This window comes from Desulfoluna butyratoxydans, from assembly GCF_900699765.1.
GTDB classification, from domain to species: domain Bacteria; phylum Desulfobacterota; class Desulfobacteria; order Desulfobacterales; family Desulfolunaceae; genus Desulfoluna; species Desulfoluna butyratoxydans.
Window position 1 is genome coordinate 203,190 of record NZ_CAADHO010000004.1, and the last position, 21,284, is coordinate 224,473.

The 21,284-nt window shown below is 59.5% G+C and carries 17 protein-coding genes; 15 read left to right on the plus strand and 2 right to left on the minus strand.

Translation table 11 applies throughout. From position 1 onward, the window contains the following. Window positions 1-5 precede the first annotated feature (5 nt). The 15 genes from MSL71_RS13070 (at window position 6) to MSL71_RS13140 (ending at window position 19,532) form a co-directional block, all read left to right on the plus strand. On the plus strand, window positions 6-824 hold the full coding sequence (locus MSL71_RS13070) for a shikimate dehydrogenase (RefSeq protein ID WP_180140993.1): 819 nt from the start codon (window positions 6-8) through the stop codon (window positions 822-824). Window positions 825-1,032: 208 nt separating this feature from the next. Continuing rightward, complete coding sequence (gene aroA, locus MSL71_RS13075; RefSeq protein WP_180140994.1) at window positions 1,033-2,292, plus strand: 3-phosphoshikimate 1-carboxyvinyltransferase; 1,260 nt, start codon at window positions 1,033-1,035, stop codon at window positions 2,290-2,292. 34 nt (window positions 2,293-2,326) lie between these two features. Further along, window positions 2,327-2,851: a shikimate kinase AroL gene (gene aroL, locus MSL71_RS13080; RefSeq protein ID WP_180140996.1), complete on the plus strand. Its 525-nt coding sequence runs from the start codon at window positions 2,327-2,329 to the stop codon at window positions 2,849-2,851. 314 nt (window positions 2,852-3,165) lie between these two features. Further along, on the plus strand, window positions 3,166-4,227 hold the full coding sequence (gene aroC / locus MSL71_RS13085) for a chorismate synthase (protein WP_180140998.1): 1,062 nt from the start codon (window positions 3,166-3,168) through the stop codon (window positions 4,225-4,227). Next, window positions 4,215-5,042, plus strand: a complete 828-nt coding sequence (locus MSL71_RS13090) for a prephenate dehydrogenase/arogenate dehydrogenase family protein (protein ID WP_180141000.1) — start codon at window positions 4,215-4,217, stop codon at window positions 5,040-5,042. Before aroC ends, MSL71_RS13090 begins: the two co-directional genes overlap by 13 nt. Before the next feature lie 211 nt (window positions 5,043-5,253). Then, window positions 5,254-6,960, plus strand: a complete 1,707-nt coding sequence (locus MSL71_RS13095; RefSeq protein ID WP_180141002.1) for a long-chain-fatty-acid--CoA ligase — start codon at window positions 5,254-5,256, stop codon at window positions 6,958-6,960. A 210-nt stretch (window positions 6,961-7,170) separates the two neighbouring features. Then, entirely contained in the window at window positions 7,171-8,880 is a 1,710-nt protein-coding gene (locus MSL71_RS13100) for a long-chain-fatty-acid--CoA ligase (RefSeq protein ID WP_246317787.1), read from the plus strand. 196 nt (window positions 8,881-9,076) lie between these two features. After that, entirely contained in the window at window positions 9,077-10,798 is a 1,722-nt protein-coding gene (locus MSL71_RS13105) for a long-chain-fatty-acid--CoA ligase (protein ID WP_180141004.1), read from the plus strand. A gap of 339 nt (window positions 10,799-11,137) precedes the next feature. Next, on the plus strand, window positions 11,138-11,923 hold the full coding sequence (locus MSL71_RS13110; protein ID WP_180141006.1) for an amino acid ABC transporter substrate-binding protein: 786 nt from the start codon (window positions 11,138-11,140) through the stop codon (window positions 11,921-11,923). A 146-nt stretch (window positions 11,924-12,069) separates the two neighbouring features. Continuing rightward, window positions 12,070-13,092: an ABC transporter permease subunit gene (locus MSL71_RS13115; protein ID WP_180141008.1), complete on the plus strand. Its 1,023-nt coding sequence runs from the start codon at window positions 12,070-12,072 to the stop codon at window positions 13,090-13,092. After that, the gene (locus tag MSL71_RS13120) at window positions 13,079-13,879 is read left to right on the plus strand and encodes an amino acid ABC transporter ATP-binding protein (protein WP_281374491.1); all 801 of its coding nucleotides are present in this window, start codon (window positions 13,079-13,081) and stop codon (window positions 13,877-13,879) included. The genes MSL71_RS13115 and MSL71_RS13120 overlap by 14 nt, the downstream gene beginning before the upstream one ends. A gap of 369 nt (window positions 13,880-14,248) precedes the next feature. Beyond that, window positions 14,249-16,651 (plus strand): endopeptidase La, encoded by a 2,403-nt coding sequence (gene lon / locus MSL71_RS13125; protein ID WP_180141010.1) that lies wholly within the window; start codon window positions 14,249-14,251, stop codon window positions 16,649-16,651. Between the two features lie 138 nt (window positions 16,652-16,789). Next, on the plus strand, window positions 16,790-17,875 hold the full coding sequence (locus MSL71_RS13130; RefSeq protein ID WP_180141012.1) for a sensor histidine kinase: 1,086 nt from the start codon (window positions 16,790-16,792) through the stop codon (window positions 17,873-17,875). 205 nt (window positions 17,876-18,080) lie between these two features. After that, window positions 18,081-18,899 carry an SDR family oxidoreductase gene (locus MSL71_RS13135; protein WP_180141014.1) on the plus strand — a complete coding sequence of 273 codons (819 nt, stop codon included), beginning with the start codon at window positions 18,081-18,083 and terminating at the stop codon, window positions 18,897-18,899. A 75-nt stretch (window positions 18,900-18,974) separates the two neighbouring features. Further along, complete coding sequence (locus tag MSL71_RS13140) at window positions 18,975-19,532, plus strand: GNAT family N-acetyltransferase (RefSeq protein WP_180141016.1); 558 nt, start codon at window positions 18,975-18,977, stop codon at window positions 19,530-19,532. Window positions 19,533-19,610: 78 nt separating this feature from the next. Here MSL71_RS13140 and MSL71_RS13145 read toward each other — a convergent pair whose 3' ends face one another. Then, window positions 19,611-20,033 (minus strand): DUF3783 domain-containing protein, encoded by a 423-nt coding sequence (locus tag MSL71_RS13145; protein WP_180141018.1) that lies wholly within the window; start codon window positions 20,031-20,033, stop codon window positions 19,611-19,613. Window positions 20,034-20,052: 19 nt separating this feature from the next. Continuing rightward, entirely contained in the window at window positions 20,053-21,174 is a 1,122-nt protein-coding gene (locus MSL71_RS13150) for a hypothetical protein (protein WP_180141021.1), read from the minus strand. Window positions 21,175-21,284 lie beyond the last annotated feature (110 nt).

The window sequence follows — 21,284 nt, forward strand, 5'->3', positions numbered from 1 at the left end:
CGGCCATGGGAATCGATGCAAAAACACAGCTTTTCGGGGTGTTCGGGAACCCTGTTACCCACAGCCTGGGCCCGGCCATGCACAACGCCGCGTTTCGCGCCCTGGGGGTGAACGCCGTCTACCTTGCCTTTGGTCTGGATGAGGCCAAAGGGGCGGCTTTAGCCATGCGTCACCTGAACATGGGCGGGGCAAGCGTCACCATTCCGCATAAGACCGAGGTGATGGCCCATCTGGACGAGGTGAACGACACCGCCCGGAAGATCGGCGCGGTGAACACCCTCGTCAATCGCGACGGCAGGCTTGTGGGGTACAACACGGACGCGGAAGGGGCCATGCGGGCCCTGGAGACCAGGGGGACCATTGCCGGTAAAAAGGTGGCCCTCATCGGCGCCGGAGGCGCTGCCCGTGCCGTGGGATACGGCATCGTGCAGAGGGGCGGTTCCCTTGTGATCGCCAACCGCAGTGAAGAAAAAGGCAGGGCCCTGGCCCGGGACCTGAGCGCCGGGTTTACCTCCCTTGACGACCTGGACCTGGGCGGAGTGGATATCCTGATCAACGCCACCTCCGTGGGCATGGTGCCCCGCATTGATGCAATGCCCGTGTCCGTGGAGGGGCTGACCTCCCGGACCCTGGTCATGGACATCGTGTACAACCCCCTGGAGACAGCCCTTCTGGCTGCGGCCCGGGCCAAAGGGTGCCCTACGGTGGACGGTACGGCCATGTTTGTCTTCCAGGCCGTGGCCCAGTGTGAACTCTGGACAGGCCAAACAGCCCCGGTGGAGCTGATGCGGCGGACTGTGCTGGAGGCATTGAATGGTGAATAGTGAGTAGTGAATGGCAACGCCGTGGCATGAGCGCCCTTCGGATTTTCTGAGGGATGTTGTAAAAAATATCAGCGCAGCCCGTCAGCGAATGTGACAACCCGAGGCCTAAGGGTTGGAGCATTCGCGAACCTGGGGTCCAGGGGATTATCCCCTGGTCGCCGGAGGCATTTTTATAATCGATTTTCTCAGATTGCAGATGAGGCAGACCATGAGAGAGATTACGCCCGGCATGGGCAGAGATAAGGTTGAGGTGACCCTTCCGGGGTCCAAGAGTTACTCCCACCGGCTGCTCATTGCAGCGGCCCTGGCTGAAGGGGAAAGCCGGATCACAGGTCTTTTGCGAAGCGAAGACACCCTGTTGACCCGTGACGCCTTAAGGGCCTTCGGCGCGGTGATCGAAGACGACGGGGAGGCCATGGTGGTGACGGGCACCGGCGGCAGGTTGAAGGCCTGTGCCGAGCCCATTTACCTGGCCAACTCCGGCACCTCCATGCGGCTGCTCACAGGCATTGCCGCCCTGGGTGAGGGGGAGACGGTGCTCACCGGCACCAAGCGCATGGGGGAACGGCCCATTGAGGATCTTTTGGTGGCCATGCGTCAGGCCGGGGTCCCGGCCCGGTGCGTAAACCCCACCGACTGCCCGCCCGTCAAGGTGACGGGGGGACACTTTGAGGGCGGCAAGGTGACCCTGGACTGCCGCATCAGCAGCCAGTTCCTCTCCTCTTTGCTCCTGGCCGGGCCCTATGCCCCGAAGGGGATCGAGGTGACGGTGGCAGGCGAGCTGGTCTCCAGGCCCTATGTGGAGATCACCTTGGACATCATGGGCCGTTTTGGCGTCGAGGTGACCCACGACGACTTCAAGGTGTTCAAGGTGGCGCCCAACCAGAGCTACCGTCCCGGTGCCTACCACTGCGAGCCCGACGGATCCAACGCCAGCTACTTCTGGGCGGCTGCGGCCGTGACCGGCAAGAGCGTCAAGGTGATGAACGTCACCAAGAAGTCCCGCCAGGGGGACGTGGCCCTTGTGGACGTCCTGGAGAAGATGGGCTGCACCGTCACCCACGAGGAGGACGGCACCACGGTCACCGGGGGCGAGCTCTCCGCCGTGACCGTGGACATGGCCCTGATGCCCGACGTGGTACCCACCCTGGCTGTGGTGGCGGCCCACGCCAAAGGCACCACCGTCATCGAGAACGTGGCCCACCTGCGTGAGAAAGAGTGCGACCGCCTGGGCTGTGTGGCCACCGAACTCCGTAAAATGGGCATCGACGCCGTGGCAAAGGAGAGCAGTCTGGAGATTACCGGCGGCACCCTGACAGGCTCCGACGTGGAGACCTACGACGACCACCGCATGGCCATGAGCTTTTCCGTGGCAGGGCTTACCACCCCGGGGGTTCGTGTCCTGGATCCCGGTTGCGTAAAGAAGTCGTTTCCCACCTATTGGGATGTGTTCGAGACCTTGCAGTAAACATTGGTGCCAAGAGACAGCGGGGCAATACGCCATGGGAAACAACATCTACCTGACAGGGTATCGCTGCACGGGAAAGACCACCGTGGGCAGGATTCTGGCCGAGCGCATGCACCGGCATGTCGTGGATACCGACGGGTTTATCGTCGGCTATGCCGGGGCCAGCGTGGATGAGATTGTCAAACGGGACGGCTGGGAGGGCTTTCGAAAGCTGGAACGGTTTGCCTTACGGCAGGTGGCGGGCGGGGACAAGGCGGTGGTGGCCACCGGGGGCGGGATTGTTTTAAGCCCTGAAAACCGGCGCCTCATGCGCGAGTCCGGTGTGGTGATCTGGCTCAAAGCCCGGGTCCGCACCCTGGCCCGGCGCATCACCGCCGATGAGGCCACGGCCTCGCAGCGGCCCTCCCTCACCGGAGGGCAGGTGGCAGATGAGGTCGCCTCGGTCCTTGCGGAACGGGAACCCCTGTACCGGGAGGCCGCCCACATCATCATCGATACCGACGGCATGTCCCCGGACGAGGTGGCCGAAGAGATCCTGCGGCAGGTGAAAGACGCTTAAGGCAAGCATCCGGCGGCGAGGTGTGCCACCTCGAAAGCCGTTCGTATCTATTTTGATCTGTAACTGTTCAGTTGCCTCCGGCGGGTCGCTTTTTCGAAAAAAAGCTCCGCAAAAAACGTTTCTAAGAAAATGTCGGAATTGTTTCGGCGGAGCCTATGAATGATCACTTGAGACCTGTTTATCAAACTTTTTAAACGTTTGGCCCCCGGCAGGGCCGCCGGAGGCTTTTTTGATTTGAATAGCTACTTTGATTTTTGACCCGGGCGATGCCCGACGCGAGTGGGAATCCATTCGCATACAAGGGAGAGAGATATATGGCAGGCAACACCCTTGGCGGTTTGTTTCGCATAACCACATGGGGAGAATCCCATGGAGAGGCCGTGGGCGTGGTCATCGACGGCGCCCCGGCAGGCATTCCCTTTACCGAGGAGCATGTCCAGGCGTGGCTCGATCGGCGAAAGCCCGGAGGGGCCAAGACCAGCACCTCCCGAAAGGAGCCGGACAGGGCGAGGATCCTTTCCGGTGTCTTCGAAGGCAAAACCACGGGCACCCCGGTCTCCATCATGGTGGCCAACAAGGATGCACGGTCAAGTTCTTACGCCGACATCATGGATCTCTACCGACCCGGCCACGGGGACATCACCTACGACGCAAAATACGGAATCCGGGATTACCGGGGCGGTGGACGGGCCTCGGCCCGGGAGACCGTGGGCCGGGTTGCAGCAGCTGCCCTGGCAGGTGAGATCCTGGCCGCCGCAGGGATATCCGTACGTGCCGCCACCATTGAACTGGGCGGGGTGCGGGCCCTGAAGCGCGACTACGGGACCATGGCGGAAAACCCTTACCTCTGTCCCGATGCCGAGGCTGCCGAGGCCATGGACGCCCGGGTGGACGAGGTGAGGCGGAAGGGCGATTCCCTGGGAGGGGTGGTGGAGATCATCGCCGACGGGGTTCCGGCAGGCCTGGGAGAACCGGTGTTTGAAAAACTCGATGCGGCCCTGGCCGGGGCCCTCATGGGCATCGGCGCCGTCAAGGGGGTGGAGATCGGAGACGGTTTTGAGGCGGCCCGGCTTACGGGCTCTGAGAACAACGATCCCATCACCCCGGACGGGTTTGCCTCCAACCACGCCGGGGGCATTCTTGCAGGGATTTCCAGCGGGGCGCCTTTGGTGATGCGCGTGGCGGTGAAGCCCATTCCGTCCATTACGCGGGAGCAGGAGACCATCAACACCCGTGGGGAGGCCACCACCATCCGCACACGCGGTCGCCACGATGTGGCAGCCGTTCCCCGGGTGAACGTGGTGTGCGAAGCCATGGTGGCCCTGGTTCTGGTGGATCATTTTTTAAGGCAGAGGGCGGTGTCATGGAACAGGTAACCCTTGGGATTGTCGGCGGCAAGGGAGGCATGGGACGGCTCTTTGACGCCTGGTTTGTGAGGCGGGGTCACCGGGTGCTCCTGGCCGATGTGGACACGACCACCACGGCCGAAGAGCTGGCGAGGCGATGTGATCTCATCATGATCGCCACCCCCATGGACGTGGCCCCTGCCGTGGCCGAATCGCTGGGACCACGCATGTCCAGGGAGCAGGGCCTTTTCGACATCTGTTCCCTCAAAGAAGAGATCACCGGTGCCATGCTTTCGGCCACCTCCTGCGAGGTGGTGGGGACCCACCCCATGTTCGGTCCCCATACAGACGGGGTCGTCGGGCAGAATATCATCCTTACACCGGGGCGAGGGGAGCGGTGGCTCGCGTTTCTTGAACGTGAGTTTTCAGCGGGCGGGGCCCAGGTGTCGCGTATGGCCGCCGAAGACCATGATCGGGCTATGGCCCTGGCCCAGGGGCTGACCCACGTGGTGACCATTGCCATGGGACGGACCCTTCAGAAGCTGGGGGTTACCCCGGATGACGCCCAGCCCTATGCCACGCCCATTTTTAAGCTGAAAAACGACCTCATCGGGCGTCTTTTTGCCCAGGACCCGGATCTGTATGCGGCCATGGTGGGAGACAATCCTTACGTGGGCGAGATGGTGGAGACCTTCGGGGGCGCCCTGGCCGAGACCGCACGGGAGATGGTGGGAGCCGAGCGGGGCGGTGCCCTGGACTATATGGCGGAGATCCGGTCCTTTTTAGGACCCTGTTGCGAGGCGGGCCTTGAGGAATCCAATAAAATCCTGAAATCCATGGTCTGATCCGTTCACCTCCTTTGCGGGTACACATGAGACAGCTGCATTTTTCCTCGTTGTTTTGGGGTGATGCAGCTGTTTTGCGATGGGGGTGCAGGGCTTATAAATGGAAGGCAATTGAGGAATTGGGTTGATAATGTTCCCATGAGAGGCTAACATAAGTTTGCTTCTATAAACCGCGTTTCGACCTGCTCAACCCACTTTCCATGGAGGACCCATGACCGAGACCACCTATCAGGATAAACCGTGGCTCAGCAGTTACGGGGAGGGTGTCCCCTTCCAGGTGAACTATGAAGAGATCTTCCTTACCGATTTTCTGGAGCGCTCCGTAAAGGAGTTTCCGGACAATCCGGCCCTCAATTTCCAAGGATTCAGGCTCTCTTACCGGGAGACGGATCGGATGGTCAAATCCGTGGCCGCGTGGTTGAAGTCCATCGGCGTTGAGAAGGGTGATCGCGTTGCGATTCTGCTCCCCAACGTTATTCCCTGTCTGGTTGCCTACTACGCCATTATGCGGGTGGGGGCCATCTGTGTGATGAACAATCCCCTGTACACCGACCGGGAGCTGCTCCACCAGTTCAATGATTCCGGGGCGCGGGTCCTCTTTACCCTGGATCTCCTGGCCGATCGCATGACGGCCTTGCGCAGCAAGACCTCCATCAAGGAGATCGTCTACACCTCCATCGGCGATTACCTTCCCTTCCCCAAGAACCTTCTCTTTCCCCTGGTGGGAAAACGCAAAAAACTGGCTGCGGACGTGGCGCCGGCCCCGGACGTGATAAAGTGGAAAGAGATGGTGGCGGCCAACGCCCCCACGGAATTTCGCGAGGCGTTGGACCTGGACGATGTGGCCATGTTTCAGTACACGGGGGGGACCACCGGCGCGGCCAAGGGGGTCATGCTCACCCACCGAAACCTCTCGTTTCAGATCCAGCAGGCCAGCGTCTGGTTCTCCGAGTTTGAAAGGGGAGGGGAGTGCTGCATCGCCGCCCTGCCGTGGTTTCATATCTTCGGGCTTACCTGTGCCATGAACTACCCTGTCTCCATGGGATGGGAGATGGTGATGGTACCCAAGCCCCAGGGGCCACAGCTTCTGGAGACCATACGTAAATTCAGGCCCACCTATGCGCCCCTTGTTCCCACCATGTACATCGGCATGCTCAACGATCCGGCCATTGATCGCACCGATTTAAGCTCCATCAAGGGCTGCTTTTCCGGCAGCGCGCCCCTTCCTTTGGAGGTGACCAAGGAGTTCGAGAGGCGTTCCGGTTCGGTGATCGTGGAGGGCTTCGGCATGACCGAATCCAGCCCGGTGACCCACATGAACCCCTTCAGCGGCGGCAAGCGGAAGGTGGGCAGTGTCGGCATTCCCGCGCCGGACACCGAAGCCCGGGTGGTGGACCTTGCCGATGGAGAGACCGACATGCCCGTTGGCGAGATCGGTGAGCTGTTCGTGCGGGGACCCCAGGTGATGAAGGGCTACCACAACCGGCCCGACGCCACGGCCGAGTCCCTCACCGACGGCTGGCTGCACACCGGCGACATCGCCCGCATGGACGAGGAGGGGTATTTTTATATTGTGGACCGCAAAAAAGACATGATCCTCTCTGGCGGCTACAACGTCTACCCCAGGGACATCGACGAGGTCCTCTACGAACATCCCAAGGTGCAGGAAGCCTGTTCCATCGGGATTCCCCACAATCATCGGGGGGAGGCCGTGAAAGCCTTTGTGGTGCTCAAGGCAGGGGAGACCGCCACCGAGCAGGAGATGATCGAATTTTGCAGCGACAAGCTGGCCAAGTACAAATGGCCGGTGTCCGTGGAGTTCCGGGACTCCCTTCCCAAGTCCACGGTGGGCAAGATTTTGAGAAAGGATCTCCGGGAGGAAGAAGTGGCAAAAAGTGCTGAGGCAAAGGGAGCTTGATCCATTTTTCTCGCTGGTAACGCCGGTGATCCTGAAAGGGATCCATCAGGTTTCATGGGGCGTTAGGGGTCGTGAAAAATGTTTAATAAAAATAACTTGATAATGTGAATCTACAGATCGAATCCTGTTGACAGCGCTTCGCCACTCCCTTAATTCATACGCCTTGCGATGATGATTTTAACCCCAAGTGAGAAGAGTGGAGGACAGGGCGTGACCAGCAAGGTGACTTACCAGGGCAAACCGTGGTTGAGCAGCTACGAGACAGGCGTTCCCGAATTCATTGATTTTGAAGATATCTTTATTGCTGACTTTCTGGAACGCTCGGTGCGAAGGTTTCCGGACAACACCGCGTTGATTTTCCAGGGATTCAAGGTCTCGTACCGTGAACTCGACACCATGGTGCGGTCCATGGTGGCCTGCCTCCGGGGCATGGGGGTTAAAAAAGGGGACAGCGTGGCGATTCTTCTGCCCAACGTGATCCCCTGTGTGGTGGCCTATTATGCCATCATGCGCCTGGGGGCCGTGGCCGTCATGAACAACCCGTTGTACACGGATCGGGAGCTGACCCATCAGTTCAACGATTCCGGGGCCGTGCTCCTCATCACCCTGGACCTGCTGGCCGACCGCATGGTCTCCCTGCGGGAGCACACCGGCATCAAAAAGATCATCTACACCTCCATTGGCGACTACCTGCCGTTTCCCAAAAATATTCTTTTTCCCCTGGTGGGCAAGCGAAAGAAGATGGCTGCCTCCGTTGCCCCGGCCCCGGATGTGTACCGATGGAAAGAGGTGCTGGCCACCCATGCACCGTCTGATTTCCGTGAAGAGCTCCACCTGGACGACGTGGCCATGTATCAGTACACCGGAGGCACCACCGGTGTTTCCAAGGGGGTCATGCTGACCCACCGAAACCTGAGTTACCAGGTACAGCAGCTCACGTCATGGTTCTGCGGGCTGACCCACGGGGAAGAGCTCTTTATCGGCGGACTTCCCCTCTTCCATATCTTCGGGTTGACCACCGCCCTGAACTTTCCCGTGACCATGGGGGCGGGTATTGTTCTGGTTCCCAAACCCCAGGGTGCTCAGCTCCTCGAAGCCATTCGAAAGTTTCGTCCCACTTTTTCTCCCCTGGTTCCCACCATGTACATCAGCATGATGCATGATCCAGCCATTGAGAAGACCGACCTTTCCTGCATCAAGGGCCTTTTCTCCGGCAGCGCCCCCCTTCCCGTGGAGGTGATCCGTGAGTTTGAAACGCGGTCCGGGGCCGTCATTGCCGAAGGCTTCGGCATGACCGAGTCCAGCCCGGTGACCCATATCAACCCCTTTGACGGCGGACCCCGGAAAGCCGGCAGCATCGGGATTCCCATCAGCAACACCGACGCCCGTATCGTGGATCTTGCCGACGGGGTGACCGAGGTGCCGGTGGGGCAGGTGGGTGAGCTTGTGGTCCGGGGGCCCCAGGTGATGAAAGGGTACCTGAACAACCCAGAGGCCACTGCCGAGGCGCTGGCAGAAGAGTGGCTCCACACAGGGGATATTGCCAGGATGGACGAGGACGGCTACTTTTCCATCGTGGACCGCAAGAAGGACATGATCATCTCCGGCGGCTACAATGTCTACCCCCGGGATATCGACGAGGTACTCTACGAACACCCCAAGGTTCAGGACGCCTGCTCCATCGGGGTTCCCCATGCGCACCGGGGTGAGGCCGTGAAGGCCTTTGTGGTGCTCAAAGAGGGGGAGACCGCCACCGAACAGGAGCTGATTGATTTTTGCAGCGGCAAGCTGGCCAAGTACAAGTGGCCCGTGGCCGTGGAATTTCGTGACGAACTCCCGCGGTCCACGGTGGGGAAAATCCTGCGAAAAGACCTTCGCCAGGAGGTTATGGGCCAGACTCCTTCAGCCGGGGGGAATTGATCTTTGCCGAGGGCGAACCCATGGTCGCGACGATGAAAATGCCCTGTTTAATCGGTTGTTAATGCGCGTAAAAAATGTTTAATAAAAATAACTTGATAATGTGAACCGTCAGGTTCGAATCCTGTTGACAGCGCATCGTCACTCCCTTAATTCATACACTCTGAGAAATGAGTTTCAACGCCAGTATGAAAATCAGATGGAGGACAGACGCGTGACCGACAAAGTGACTTACCAGAGCAAGCCGTGGCTGAGCAGCTACGAAGCAGGGGTTCCGGAGTTTCTTGATTTTGAAAAGCTTTTTATTTCGGACTTCCTGGACCGTTCGGTGGGTCGATTCCCTGAAAACACCGCATTGAACTTTCAGGGGTACAAGGTCTCGTACCGGGAGCTGGACCGCATGGTGCGCTCCATGGTGGCCTGCTTTCAGGCCATGGGGGTCAAGAAAGGGGACAGCGTTGCCATCCTCCTGCCCAACATGATTCCCTGTGTGGTGGCCTATTACGCCATCATGCGCATGGGGGCCGTGGCCGTCATGAACAACCCTCTGTATACCGATCGGGAGCTGAGCCATCAGTTTAACGATTCAGGTGCCGTGCTGCTCATCACCCTGGATCTGCTCGCGGACCGCATGGTGGCCCTGCGAAGCAAGACAGGCATCAAAAAAATCATTTACACCTCCATCGGCGATTACCTCCCCTTCCCGAAAAACCTGCTTTTTCCCCTGGTGGGCAAGCGCAAAAAAATGGCCGCTTCCGTTGCCCCGGCCCCTGATCTCTACAAATGGAAGGAGATGGTCGCCTCCCACGCGCCGTCCGACTTCCGCGCGGAGCTGGACTGGGATGATGTGGCCATGTACCAGTACACCGGGGGGACCACCGGTGTCTCCAAAGGGGTGATGCTTACCCACCGGAACCTGAGCTGCCAGGCCCAGCAGGCCACGGCATGGTTTCCGGGCCTGAAAGAGGGGGAAGAGAGCTTTGTGGGGGCCCTTCCGTTTTTCCATATCTTCGGCCTCACCACGGCCATGAACCTGCCGATCTCCATGGGGTGGGGCATTGTTCTGGTGCCCAAGCCCCAGGGCCCGCAGCTTCTGGAGGCGATTCAGAAGTACCGCCCCACCTTTGCGCCTCTGGTACCCACCATGTACATCAGCATGGTCCATGACCCCGCCATTGAGAAGACCGACCTCTCCTGCCTCAAAGGCTGCTTTTCCGGCAGCGCGCCCCTGCCCGTGGAGGTGATCCGCGAGTTTGAGAAGCGGTCCGGCTCGGTGATCGCCGAAGGCTTCGGCATGACCGAATCCTCGCCGGTGACCCACGTCAACCCCTTCCACGGCGGCCCCCGGAAAGTGGGCAGCATCGGGGTGCCCATCAGCAACACCGAAGCCCGTATCGTGGACATTGCCGATGGGGTGACCGAGGTGCCCCAGGGAGAGATCGGAGAGCTCGTTGTCCGTGGGCCCCAGGTGATGAAGGGCTACCTGAACCGTCCGGATGCCACCGCCGAGACCCTGTGTGACGGCTGGCTCCATACCGGAGACATCGCCAGGATGGACGAAGACGGCTATTTCTACATTGTGGACCGGAAAAAGGACATGATCATCTCCGGGGGCTACAATGTCTACCCCAGGGACATCGACGAGGTGCTCTACGAGAACCCCAAGGTCCAGGAGGCGTGCACCATCGGCATTCCCCATGCCCATCGGGGCGAGGCGGCCAAGGCTTTTGTTGTCCTTAAGGAGGGGGAGACCGCAACGGAAAAGGAACTCATCGACTACTGCGCGGGCAAGCTTGCCAAGTACAAATGGCCCGTGGCCGTTGCTTTTCGAGCGGACCTGCCCAAGTCCACGGTGGGAAAAATCCTGCGCAAGGACCTGAGGGACGAAGAGATGTCCAGGAAAACGGATTCTGAACGTTAACGGGTGCCCCTCAAGGGTCCTGTCTGTGCGGATGGGGCGTGAAACCGGTCTGTTGCGTACGGTGTCATGTCTGCGGAGGCGGTTGGCTGGCTGCGCGCCTTTGGCGGAGCGCAGTGGTCGCCCGGTGAAATGGTAGGTAAGGGGGGCGTGAAAACGCCTCCCTTTTTTGTTCTTTTAAGGCTTTCAACGCATCTGAATACAGGGTGTAAAATGACTTTTTTGTTTTGAAAATTAAGGGATTCGAGAAGGCCCGAAAACGAAAATACCTTGCAAAATAAGGCCTGATCGTATATTTCCCATACGTTTCAGATTAAACCACTACACCTTAAGGAGAATGTTATGAAGAGAGCGGTTGTTTTCCTGATTTGTCTGTTTGCCATGTCGACCATGGCCTTTGCAGGAGACGGGTCCCTGGATCGCGTCAAGAAAGAAGGCAAGCTTGTGCTCGGCCTGGATGACTCGTTCCCTCCCATGGGATACAAAATTGCCGACGGCACCATTGTCGGGTTTGACATCGACGCCGCCAACGAGGTCTGCAAGCGCCTCGGCATCGAGCTGGCCCTGCAGCCCACAGCATGGAAAGGTGTGATCAACTCCCTGTATGCAGGCAAGTTCGACTGCATCTGGAACGGCATGACCATCACCAAGGAGCGTGTCGCCCGCGTCAACTTCACCAAGCCTTACATCCTCGACGGCCAGGTTGTGGTGGTTCGTTTCACTGAAAAACGCTTTACCGATTACAAAGACCTCGGTGGCATGGTCGTCGGCTGCCAGGAAGGCTCCCCTGCCGTTACCGCAGCCAAGAAGCTTCCCAACGCCCCCAAGGCCATCAACGAGTACGAAGACAACCCCAAGGCCCTGCTGGACCTCAAAGCCGGTCGTCTTGACGCTGTTGTCATCGACAACGTCACCGGCCGCGACGCCATCGCCAAGCAGGTGGGTTCCTTCAAGACCCTTCCCGGTTTTATCAGCAAAGAGCCCTTTGGCGTAGCCTTCCGTAAAGAGGACAATGCCCTTCGCGCTGCTGTCCAGAAAACCCTCGATGAAATGGTTGCCGACGGCACCATGGCCAAGATTTCCGAAAAATGGTTCGGCGAGGACATCACCGACCCCACCAAGTGGTAGTGGATACCCGACCATAGTCAGATCCCGGGGAGAGGGCGGCGATGCCGTCCTCTCCTGTTTGGTGGGAACGGCACCACCATGGGGACCTGTGTTGTTTGATGCCGTTTTTCCACGTTACAGCCGTCCAACGAAGGCGAGACATATCCATGAAACCCACGATACGCAGAGGCTTTCTGCTTTTCATATGGCTGGTTCTGCTGGCCCTGCCGACTGCGGCCCTTGCCGCAGGCGACATCAACCCGGACAAGGTGTTCAGGGAGGCAAGCAACCTCATTGCCTCCGGTGACTACCAGACTGCCCTGGAGGTGCTGGATCGAATCCCCGCACCGGAGGGCCCCGACAACGCCGGGGATTTTGTCAAGAGCCGCATCCAGAAGGCTCAACTCTACCATGCCCTCGGCATGGCGGATGATGCGGAGGCATCCTGCAAGGAGGTGCTGGCCCTTTTCCCTGATCACGTGGAAGCCACCAACATGCTGGCCTCCCTTGCCAAGGCCAAAAAGCCCAAGTGGGTTCTTTTCATCGACGACATGAGGATGTTTCTGCCGTCCCTGATCCAGGGGGCGGGCATCACCCTGTTCCTTGTGCTCATCACCATGGTCATCTCGCCCCTGGGGGGGCTTCTCATCGCCCTCGGGCGTATCAGCGGGGTGCCGCCCATTCGGTGGGTCTGCTGGTTTATCATCTGGTTTTTCCGGGGAACACCGCTTCTTCTTCAGCTCTTTTTCATCTACTACGGGCTGCCGTCCCTGGGGATAACGCTCTCCCCGACCACCTCAGCCATCATCGGCCTGGGGGTCAACTACTCGGCCTATCTGGCGGAGATTATCCGCGCCGGCATCGAAAGCATCGACGGCGGCCAGATGGAGGCGGCCAAGGCCATCGGCATGACCTATACCCAGGCCATGCGGCGGGTCATCGTCCCCCAGACCTACAAGCGCCTCATGCCCCCTGTGGGCAACGAATTCATCGCCCTGATCAAGGACACCGCCCTGGTCTCCACCATCGCCATGGTGGAGCTGATGCGCTCTGCAAACCAGATGTTCAATACCTATTTCAACGTGAACGTGCTGATTATTGCGGCGATGATCTACCTGCTTTTTACCACCGTGTTTACGGTGACCTTCGAGAAAATTGAAAAACGAGTCGGAGCCTATGAAAACAGATAACCAATCAAACCCGACCCCGGGGGATGCGCCCATCATCCGCCTGTCGAAGATCACCAAGCGATTTGGAAAGACAACGGCCGTGGACGCCGTGAACCTGGCCGTCATGCCCGGGGAGAAGGTGGTGATCATCGGGCCCTCCGGCTCCGGAAAATCCACCCTGCTTCGGTCGGTGAATATTCTGGAGGAGATCGACGACGGGGATATTGTCTTTGAGGGCCGCTCCGTGGGCTACGTGGAGAAGAAGGGCAAGCGGGTCCTGGACACCCAGAAGAACATCTGCGCCTTACGGGCCGAGATCGGCATGGTGTTTCAGCACTTTCACCTGTTTCCCCACATGACCGTCCTTGAAAACATCATGGAGGGACCCGTAACGGTCCAGGGCAAGAGCCGTGAAGAGGCTCACATCCTGGCCGAGGACATGCTGGAGAAGGTGGGCCTGTCCGAGAAGTCCGGGGTCTACCCGGCGACCCTCTCCGGCGGGCAGAAGCAGCGTGTGGCCATTGCCCGCGCCCTTGCCATGAAGCCCAAGATCATGCTCTTTGACGAACCCACCAGCGCCCTGGACCCCGAGCTTGTGGGGGAGGTGTTCAACACCATCAAGGGCCTGGCCGATGAAGGCATGACCATGATCATCGTTACCCACCAGATGGGCTTTGCCCGTGAGATCGCCGATCGCGTGATCTTCATGGAAAAAGGACAGTTTGTCACCGAGGCACCTCCCGATGAGTTTTTCGGGGCCTGCATGACCCACTCCCGTGTGGCGAGCTTTGTGGACTCCATTCTATAAAGCATTCCCAGAGATATTTCGTTTACTGAAAACCCCGTCGCTTTTTTTAAAGCGGCGGGGTTTTTTTGTGGCCGCCGAAGAAGCCCGGGAAAAACAGGCAGGGCGTTTTCAGGCGGGGTTCCGGGTCTGATTCCGGATAGTTGATGACGGATTGCGAAGTTCACAGATGACAGGGTTTGTGCAATAATGACTCATCGGGTTGAAATGAAGAGAAGGTGCCTTACTTTTTATCAAGCGGTGATCGATACCGGGGCAGGGCACCCCTTAAGGAAAGCCCGACTCCCGTCAATCCATTTTACGGTCCCGCTGAATCGTTGCATCATTTCCTTACGCAGACAACCGATGCTTATTCGTGAAAGGAGCCTGACCATGGAAAAGGATGAGCCTATTACTCCTGAAGTCGTATCCGAGAACGAGGATGACCAGATCTCCAGCCTTGCCATTCCTCACCAGATCATGCCCGACAACCTGGTGGTCCTGCCGGTGACCGGACGGCCCTTCCTGCCGTTTCAGGCCCAGCCCCTTATCATCAACCAGGAGAAGTGGCAGCCCACCATTGAAAAAGCCATCAACGACAGCAACGGGCTGGTCGGGCTTGTGCTGGTAAGGCCCGATGCCGGAGAGGTCTTGGGCCCCGACAGTTTTTTCCGCATGGGGTGCGTGGCGCAGATTCACAACGTCATGGCCGACGGAGAAAAACTCCAGGTGGTGGCCCAGGGCGTCCGGCGATTTGCCATTGAAGACTTTTTATCCAAGGAGGCCCCGTTCCATGTCCGGGTGACGTATCCCGTGGAGATCAAGGGGGACACGGAAAAGCTCCGGGCCTACTCGGTTGCGGTGATCAAGGGCATCCGGGAGATCATTCCCCTGAACCCCCTGTATGGTGAGGAAGTCAAGAACTTCGTCACCCGCTTCAGCCCCAACGATGCCTCTCCCCTGGCCGATTTCGGGGCGTCCATCACCACGGCTCCGGGAAAGGAGATCCAGGATATCCTGGAGACCACGTCCCTGATGGATCGCATGAAAAAGGTGCTGGTCCTCCTGAAAAAAGAGCATGAGGCGTTAAAGCTCCAGAGCGAGATCAGCCAGGAGGTCAACAAGAGCCTCAACGAGAATCAGCGCAAATTTTTTCTGCGGGAGCAGCTGAAGGTGATTCAGGAAGAGCTGGGCATCGCCAAGGACGATCGCACGGCCGACATCGACCAGTTCCGCGAGCGTCTGGAAAAGCTGGACCCGCCGGAACACGTCCTGGAGCGAGTGGAGAGCGAGATCGACAAGATGCAGGTCCTTGAAAAAGGGTCGCCGGAGTATGCGGTATGCCGCAACTACCTTGACTGGATCACCTCCGTGCCCTGGGGGGTCTCTTCCGAAGACAAGCTGGACATCAAGGCCGCGCGGAAAATCCTCGACCGCGATCACTCCGGGCTTGGCGATGTCAAGGATCGCATCATCGAGTTTCTGGCCGTGGGGGTCTACAAAAAGCAGGTTTCGGGCTCCATCATGCTCCTGGTGGGCCCCCCGGGGGTGGGCAAAACCTCCATCGGCAAGTCCATTGCAGAGGCCCTGGGACGGAAATTTTACCGCTTCAGCGTCGGTGGCATGCGCGATGAGGCTGAGATCAAGGGCCACCGGCGGACCTACATCGGCGCCCTGCCGGGTAAATTCGTGCATGCGCTCAAAGAGACCGGTGTCTCCAACCCGGTGATCATGCTCGATGAGATCGACAAGGTGGGCGCCTCTTACCAGGGGGACCCGGCCTCGGCCCTTCTGGAGGCCCTGGACCCTGAGCAGAACAGCGAGTTCCTCGACCACTACTTCGACCTGAGGCTGGATCTGTCCAAGGTGCTGTTCATCTGCACGGCCAACCAGCTGGACACCATTCCCCAGCCCCTTTTGGACCGCATGGACATGACAAGGCTCTCGGGTTACATCACCGCAGAAAAGGTGGAGATTGCACGCAAGCACCTCTGGCCGCGGCTCATGGAGCGAAGCGGGATTCCCAAAAAGCAGCTGAAAATAACCGATGCGGCCATTCGGACCATTGCCGACGGATACGCCCGGGAGGCAGGGGTCAGGAACCTGGAAAAGCAGATGAACCGTATTGTCCGCAAGGCGGTGGTGGGGTTTCTGTCAAACGGGGACAAGCCGATATCCGTGGGGGTCAAGGACATCCCCGAGTATCTGGGGCCACCCATTTTCAGGAAGGAGCGCCCCATGGATGGGGTGGGCATTGTCACGGGCCTTGCCTGGACAGCCATGGGGGGGGCCACCTTGTCGGTGGAGGCCACCAAGATCCACGATCTCGCCAAGGGGTTCAAACAGACCGGACAGCTTGGGGACGTCATGAGGGAGTCGGCGGAGCTCGCCTACAGCTTTGTCTCCTCCCGCACCGAGAAGTTCGGTGTGGACAAGGCGTATTTTGATACGGCCTTTGTGCACCTCCATGTGCCGGAAGGGGCCACGCCCAAGGACGGCCCCAGCGCCGGAGTCACCATGACCACGGCACTGATCTCCCTTGCCACGGGGCGTAAGATCGACCGCCCCCTGGCCATGACGGGGGAGATCACCCTTACGGGAAAAGTCCTTCCCGTGGGGGGCATCCGTGAAAAGGTCATCGCTGCGCGTCGTATCGGGATCCGGGAGCTGATCCTTCCCGACGAGAACCAACGGGACGTGGATGAGCTGCCCGATTATATCAGCTCGGGCATGACCTTTCATTTTGCCAAGGCTTACAAGGATGTCTACAAGGTGGTGTTCGGCCGGACAACGTAAGATAGTGTGCCCTGGGGCCCGGGGCGAAGCGCTTTACCCCGGGCTCCGGCGGCATGTCTTTCCCTAACGACGAGAATGGAGGGTGGACCGGTGAACGAGGCGGCGACGCAATTTGCTTCTGCAGAGAGGCTGGGGCCTTTGGAGATCAGAGCCCAGAGCGAGCTTTTCACCAGTTTTGAGATGCGTGAATTGTCCGAAGCCCTTCCCGTGGTCTTTCTGGTGCTCAACCGCTGTCGGCAGATTGTTTGTGCCAATCAGCGGTTTGCCGAGGTTGTTGGGCTCGCGGAGCCGGAGCAGGTGTACGGAAAGCGGCCCGGGGAGGCCCTGGGTTGCGTCAACGCCCTCTCCTCGGGCGCTGGCTGCGGCACCACCGAGTTTTGCAGTGTCTGCGGTGCCGTCAAGTCGATCCTTGCGTCCCAGAACGAACAGCCGTCGGTAATGGAGTGCGTCATCACGGCCCAGGGGGGCGAGGTGCTGGAGCTGCGGGTCCGGACCTCACCCATCTGGCGGGACGGGGAGTTGTTTACCGTTTTCTCTGCCGTGGATATCTCCGACGAGAACCGGAGGAAAAGCCTGGAGCGTACCTTTTTCCATGATATCTCCAATACGGCGGCGGCCATCTCCGGTACGGCCGAGTTGCTCATGGAGAGTTCCGGCCCCGGAGGGGAGACCGAGGAAATGGAGACGGTGTTTTACGCCTCCCAGTGGCTCCTGGATGAGATCCGTTCCCACAAAAAACTCCTGGAGGCCGAAGCCGGAGATCTCCAGCCCCAGCTCATGCCAGTCTCCGCCCTGGAGACCCTCAGCCAGTGCCTGGGCCTCTACACCCGCAACAAATCCACCCACTCCCGCAGGCTGCTCCTCTCTCCCCTGGCAGAGGATGCCGTGGTTGAGACCGACCCGGTCCTTCTGCGGCGCATCCTCATCAACATGTTCAAAAACGCCCTTGAAGCCACCCCCGAAGGGGGACGGGTGGATGCCGGCTGCACGCCATGCGGCGACGCCGTGCATTTTTCCGTGTCCAACCCCGGCTATATTCCCCGCGAGGTGCAGCTTGGGATTTTCCAGCGCTCCTTTTCCACCAAGGGCAGCGGCCGCGGGGTGGGGACCTACTCCATGAAACTCTTTGCCGAACGATACCTCGGGGGCACAGTCAGTTTCACCACTTCGCCGGATTCCGGCACCACCTTTTCCCTTTTTCTCCCCTGTCGCGACGCGTCGTGACGAATGCCTTGATTCCTCAGGTGCATGGTGTATGATTCCTTTAGCCTTTAGCCTTTAGCCTTTAGCCTTTAGCCTTTAGCCTTTAGCCTATGGATGGCTGGGCCGGTGTGGCTTGTCCGGGTAGTGATCGTTTTTTTGATGTAGTATTTCTCTCGATTTTCCAATGGGTTGTTTTTAATATAAATCGCACGGTAAAGGAGCGGAGATGTCTCAGAAGAAGCGAATCGTGATCACCGGAGGAGGCTCCGGGCTGGGAAGGGCGCTGGCCCTGGTCTATGCGCGAAAAGGATGGCGGGTCTGCATCGCGGATATGGATCCGCGAACCCTGGAAGAGACGGGACGACTGATTGACGAAAGGGGCGGCGAAGCGCTGACCCGGCAGTGCGATGTCACCGCCCAAGGGGCTTTCAAAGAGCTGGCCCAAACGGTTGAGGAGTGCTGGGGAGGCCTGGATGTCCTGGTCAACAATGCCGGGGTGGGAGCCGCCGGGACCCTGGATGCCATCCCCGAAGACCGGTGGGAGTGGATCATGGATGTGAACCTCAAGGCGGTGATTCGGGGCTGTCGTCGTTTTACTCCCCTCATGGAGGCCCAGGGAAGCGGGCACATCGTCAATGTTGCCTCCAGCGCCGGTATTGTCTCCTTTCCCGAAATGAGCAGTTACAACGTCACCAAGGCCGGTGTGATCTCCCTGTCCGAGACCCTCTATTCCGAGCTTGCGTCCAAGGGCATCGGGGTGACCGTTGCGGCTCCCACCTTCTTCAAGACAAATCTCATGGAGAGGTTTCACTCAACGGACGACCAGCAGCGCAAGGTGGCCGAGGGCTTTTTTGCCAAGACCCGGTATACCGCAGAGGATGTGGCCCGGGATATCGAAAAGGCCGTGCGGAGAAAAAGGCTTTATGTTATCCCCCAATGGGACGGAAAGGTCATGTGGTGGATGAAACGGCTCAGTCCCGAGCTTTTCCACCGGGGCATGGCCGTGTTTACGAAAAAACGGGGCTTTGAGCGGATGTTCTGCTGAAGCCCGGACGGGCCGAGGGGTCCGGGGCCGTGTTGTCGGCCTTGGGTCCCCGGAACCTTTGACTCGAAGGTGGGTATGGATCTGATCAGTTCCCGGTTGCTCTTTCGCCCCATGGAGGAGCGGGACCGGCGGTTTATGCGGCGTTTTTTAAGCGATGGGGAGCTGACGCGCTGGCTTCCCGTGGATTACCCCTGTCCCATGGAGCAGGTTCATCTCCATGTGGACCGGCGGCTCGAGCACTGGGACAAGCACGGTTTCGGGACCTTTGTGCTGGAGGAGAGGGAAGGGGAGGGGCCCGTGGGATACTGCGGCCTTGAGCATGTGACGGAGACCCCCTTTATCGACCTGCGCTACGGCCTGGTTCAGTCGGCCCAGGGGCGAGGGCTTGCCTTTGAGGCGGCAATGCGGGTTGTGACTTACGGTTTTCACGGGTTGCAGCTGCCCCGGATTTTCGGTGCAGCCATGCCGGATAACAAGGCCTCGGTGGCCGTACTCACCAAGGTGGGCATGCGCCCGGATAAACGGTTTGATTGTTACGGCTCCAACCTGTTTACCGCCTCCGTGGATCGGGTCGCCTTTGACCTGAAGGCGCAACCGGTGACCCATACGGGCATCTACGGTGCCCATGGGTGAGGGCTTCTGCCATAAGAACGTTTGAAAAAACCGCTTCGATAGCATCGAAGCGGTTTTTTTGTGCCATGACTTTGGGACTCAGCCGCGGCGGGCCGCTTCGGCCATCTCCCGCTGCTCTTCGGCAAGATGCTTGAGCAGGGTACCCAAGGGCCAGGTTTCGCTGGTCTCCGTAAGGGTGGCCCACAGCGTGCGCGGGAACGCGTGTTCCCGCCAGCTTTTCATCAGCTGCTGAAGCTGGTTGCCTGTGATGCCGGCCATGATCACGGCCACTCCGCCCAGGTCCTCCCGATTGTTCGGGTGGTCTTCAAAAAGGGAGCCAACAGACGTCTTCAAGTCCTTTCGTCCTGCAAAGGAAACGGGGACATCGCTCCACCCAAGGGTACCGACAAGGACCACAAGGGCGTCAGCCGCTTTGGTATCAAGGCCGCAGACCAGCAGGCCCTTGGGACCGTAAATCGGGGTGTCGTCGATATCCATGGGTCGCATGGTGCCGTCTGTCATGGGGTTCTCCTTTCAAGGGTCAGTTAAAATAGGCGACGATTTTTTTTGACAGGGCCCCGGCGAGGCTGCGGGTGGCCTTGACGCCGGCTTCCTGATAGGTGAGGTGGCCTTCACGCTTGTTCTCGTTGAAGTTGCCCACCATGGTGCCCGTCACGGGATCGATGATGGCCACATCCGCCGTGGCCCGCATGAATTTGAAGTTGGGGTTGTTAAGCTCCACCCGGGACAGGGACAGGGCGATGCGCAGGGTGACATCCCCGCCGTGCCCGTTGGCAGACACCAGGTACCCGGCCTCGGTGAGCTTTCTGGCCAGCCTGGAGGTGAGGTCCTGACCGCTCGGGGCATTGATCTCCAGGTTGATCCGGAAGTCTGTCTTGACCTCCTGGAGCCGGGAGACAAGGGCTTCAAACTCTTTGTGCCCGGCCCCATGTGCAGGCCTGTTGATGACCCGGAGGCGGCTGACCAGGGCTTCCCGCTGGATGAACAGGTCCATGGCCTCGTTGAGGTGTTTCAGCTGCATCAGCTTTCCGGGGCTTGCTGCGGCGGCTTTTTCTTCCACCGCGATGCGGGCGTTGAGCCGGTTGATGTCACGCTGCCATTTTTCTGCGGCACGGGCCCTGTCCAGGCCCGCCACGGCCACATATTCCCGCCCCTCTTTGGTGACGGGGCCTACCTCCACCCCTTCCAGCTCAACCGACGAGGCCACACGGATTTTGGACTGCACGTTTTTGTACAGGGTGTCCCCCGCGCCGGAGTCGGTGACAGACCGGGTCACAGAGGAGATGTCGCTTTCAATGCGGGATTCAAAGATGTTGGAGAGCTCTGCCTTGGCCCGCCTTACGGCTTCGGGGCGGGACTGGCCGTAGCCTGTGGCCATGAGGTGGGTTGCCTCGGAGACCTGGGGGGCAGGAGCTGTTGCGGGGGCGGCTTCCACCGGTTTCGTCTCGGGCCGGGGTGCAGGGGCCGGTGCGGACGTCGCGGTCTGGGCCGGAGGCCGTCCGTCGAGTTCGTCGAAGGCTTGCCGGGCCCGTTCGCGCTGGGCATCGGCGCTGCTGCCGCTGCGAGCCTTGGTGGGCGAGGAAGCCACGCAACCGGAAAGGGCCAGAGAGGCGGCGAGTATCAGGGGTATCAGTTGTTTCATGGGTTCATGTATCTCCCTTGCCCGGATATTTCATGAGAAAACCACCAGGCTATAATTAAGTAAGATGTCATTGCCGCTGGGTAGTGAGAAGAAAGAAGACATGTCAAAAA

Coding starts and splice junctions, on each gene's coding strand:
- MSL71_RS13070 (WP_180140993.1), top strand. CDS start 6: ATGGGAATCGATGCAAAAACACAGCTTTTCGGGGTGTTCGGGAACCCT.
- aroA (WP_180140994.1), top strand. CDS start 1,033: ATGAGAGAGATTACGCCCGGCATGGGCAGAGATAAGGTTGAGGTGACC.
- aroL (WP_180140996.1), top strand. CDS start 2,327: ATGGGAAACAACATCTACCTGACAGGGTATCGCTGCACGGGAAAGACC.
- aroC (WP_180140998.1), top strand. CDS start 3,166: ATGGCAGGCAACACCCTTGGCGGTTTGTTTCGCATAACCACATGGGGA.
- MSL71_RS13090 (WP_180141000.1), top strand. CDS start 4,215: ATGGAACAGGTAACCCTTGGGATTGTCGGCGGCAAGGGAGGCATGGGA.
- MSL71_RS13095 (WP_180141002.1), top strand. CDS start 5,254: ATGACCGAGACCACCTATCAGGATAAACCGTGGCTCAGCAGTTACGGG.
- MSL71_RS13105 (WP_180141004.1), top strand. CDS start 9,077: ATGGAGGACAGACGCGTGACCGACAAAGTGACTTACCAGAGCAAGCCG.
- MSL71_RS13110 (WP_180141006.1), top strand. CDS start 11,138: ATGAAGAGAGCGGTTGTTTTCCTGATTTGTCTGTTTGCCATGTCGACC.
- MSL71_RS13115 (WP_180141008.1), top strand. CDS start 12,070: ATGAAACCCACGATACGCAGAGGCTTTCTGCTTTTCATATGGCTGGTT.
- MSL71_RS13120 (WP_281374491.1), top strand. CDS start 13,079: ATGAAAACAGATAACCAATCAAACCCGACCCCGGGGGATGCGCCCATC.
- lon (WP_180141010.1), top strand. CDS start 14,249: ATGGAAAAGGATGAGCCTATTACTCCTGAAGTCGTATCCGAGAACGAG.
- MSL71_RS13135 (WP_180141014.1), top strand. CDS start 18,081: ATGTCTCAGAAGAAGCGAATCGTGATCACCGGAGGAGGCTCCGGGCTG.
- MSL71_RS13140 (WP_180141016.1), top strand. CDS start 18,975: ATGGATCTGATCAGTTCCCGGTTGCTCTTTCGCCCCATGGAGGAGCGG.
- MSL71_RS13145 (WP_180141018.1), bottom strand. CDS start 20,033: ATGACAGACGGCACCATGCGACCCATGGATATCGACGACACCCCGATT.
- MSL71_RS13150 (WP_180141021.1), bottom strand. CDS start 21,174: ATGAAACAACTGATACCCCTGATACTCGCCGCCTCTCTGGCCCTTTCC.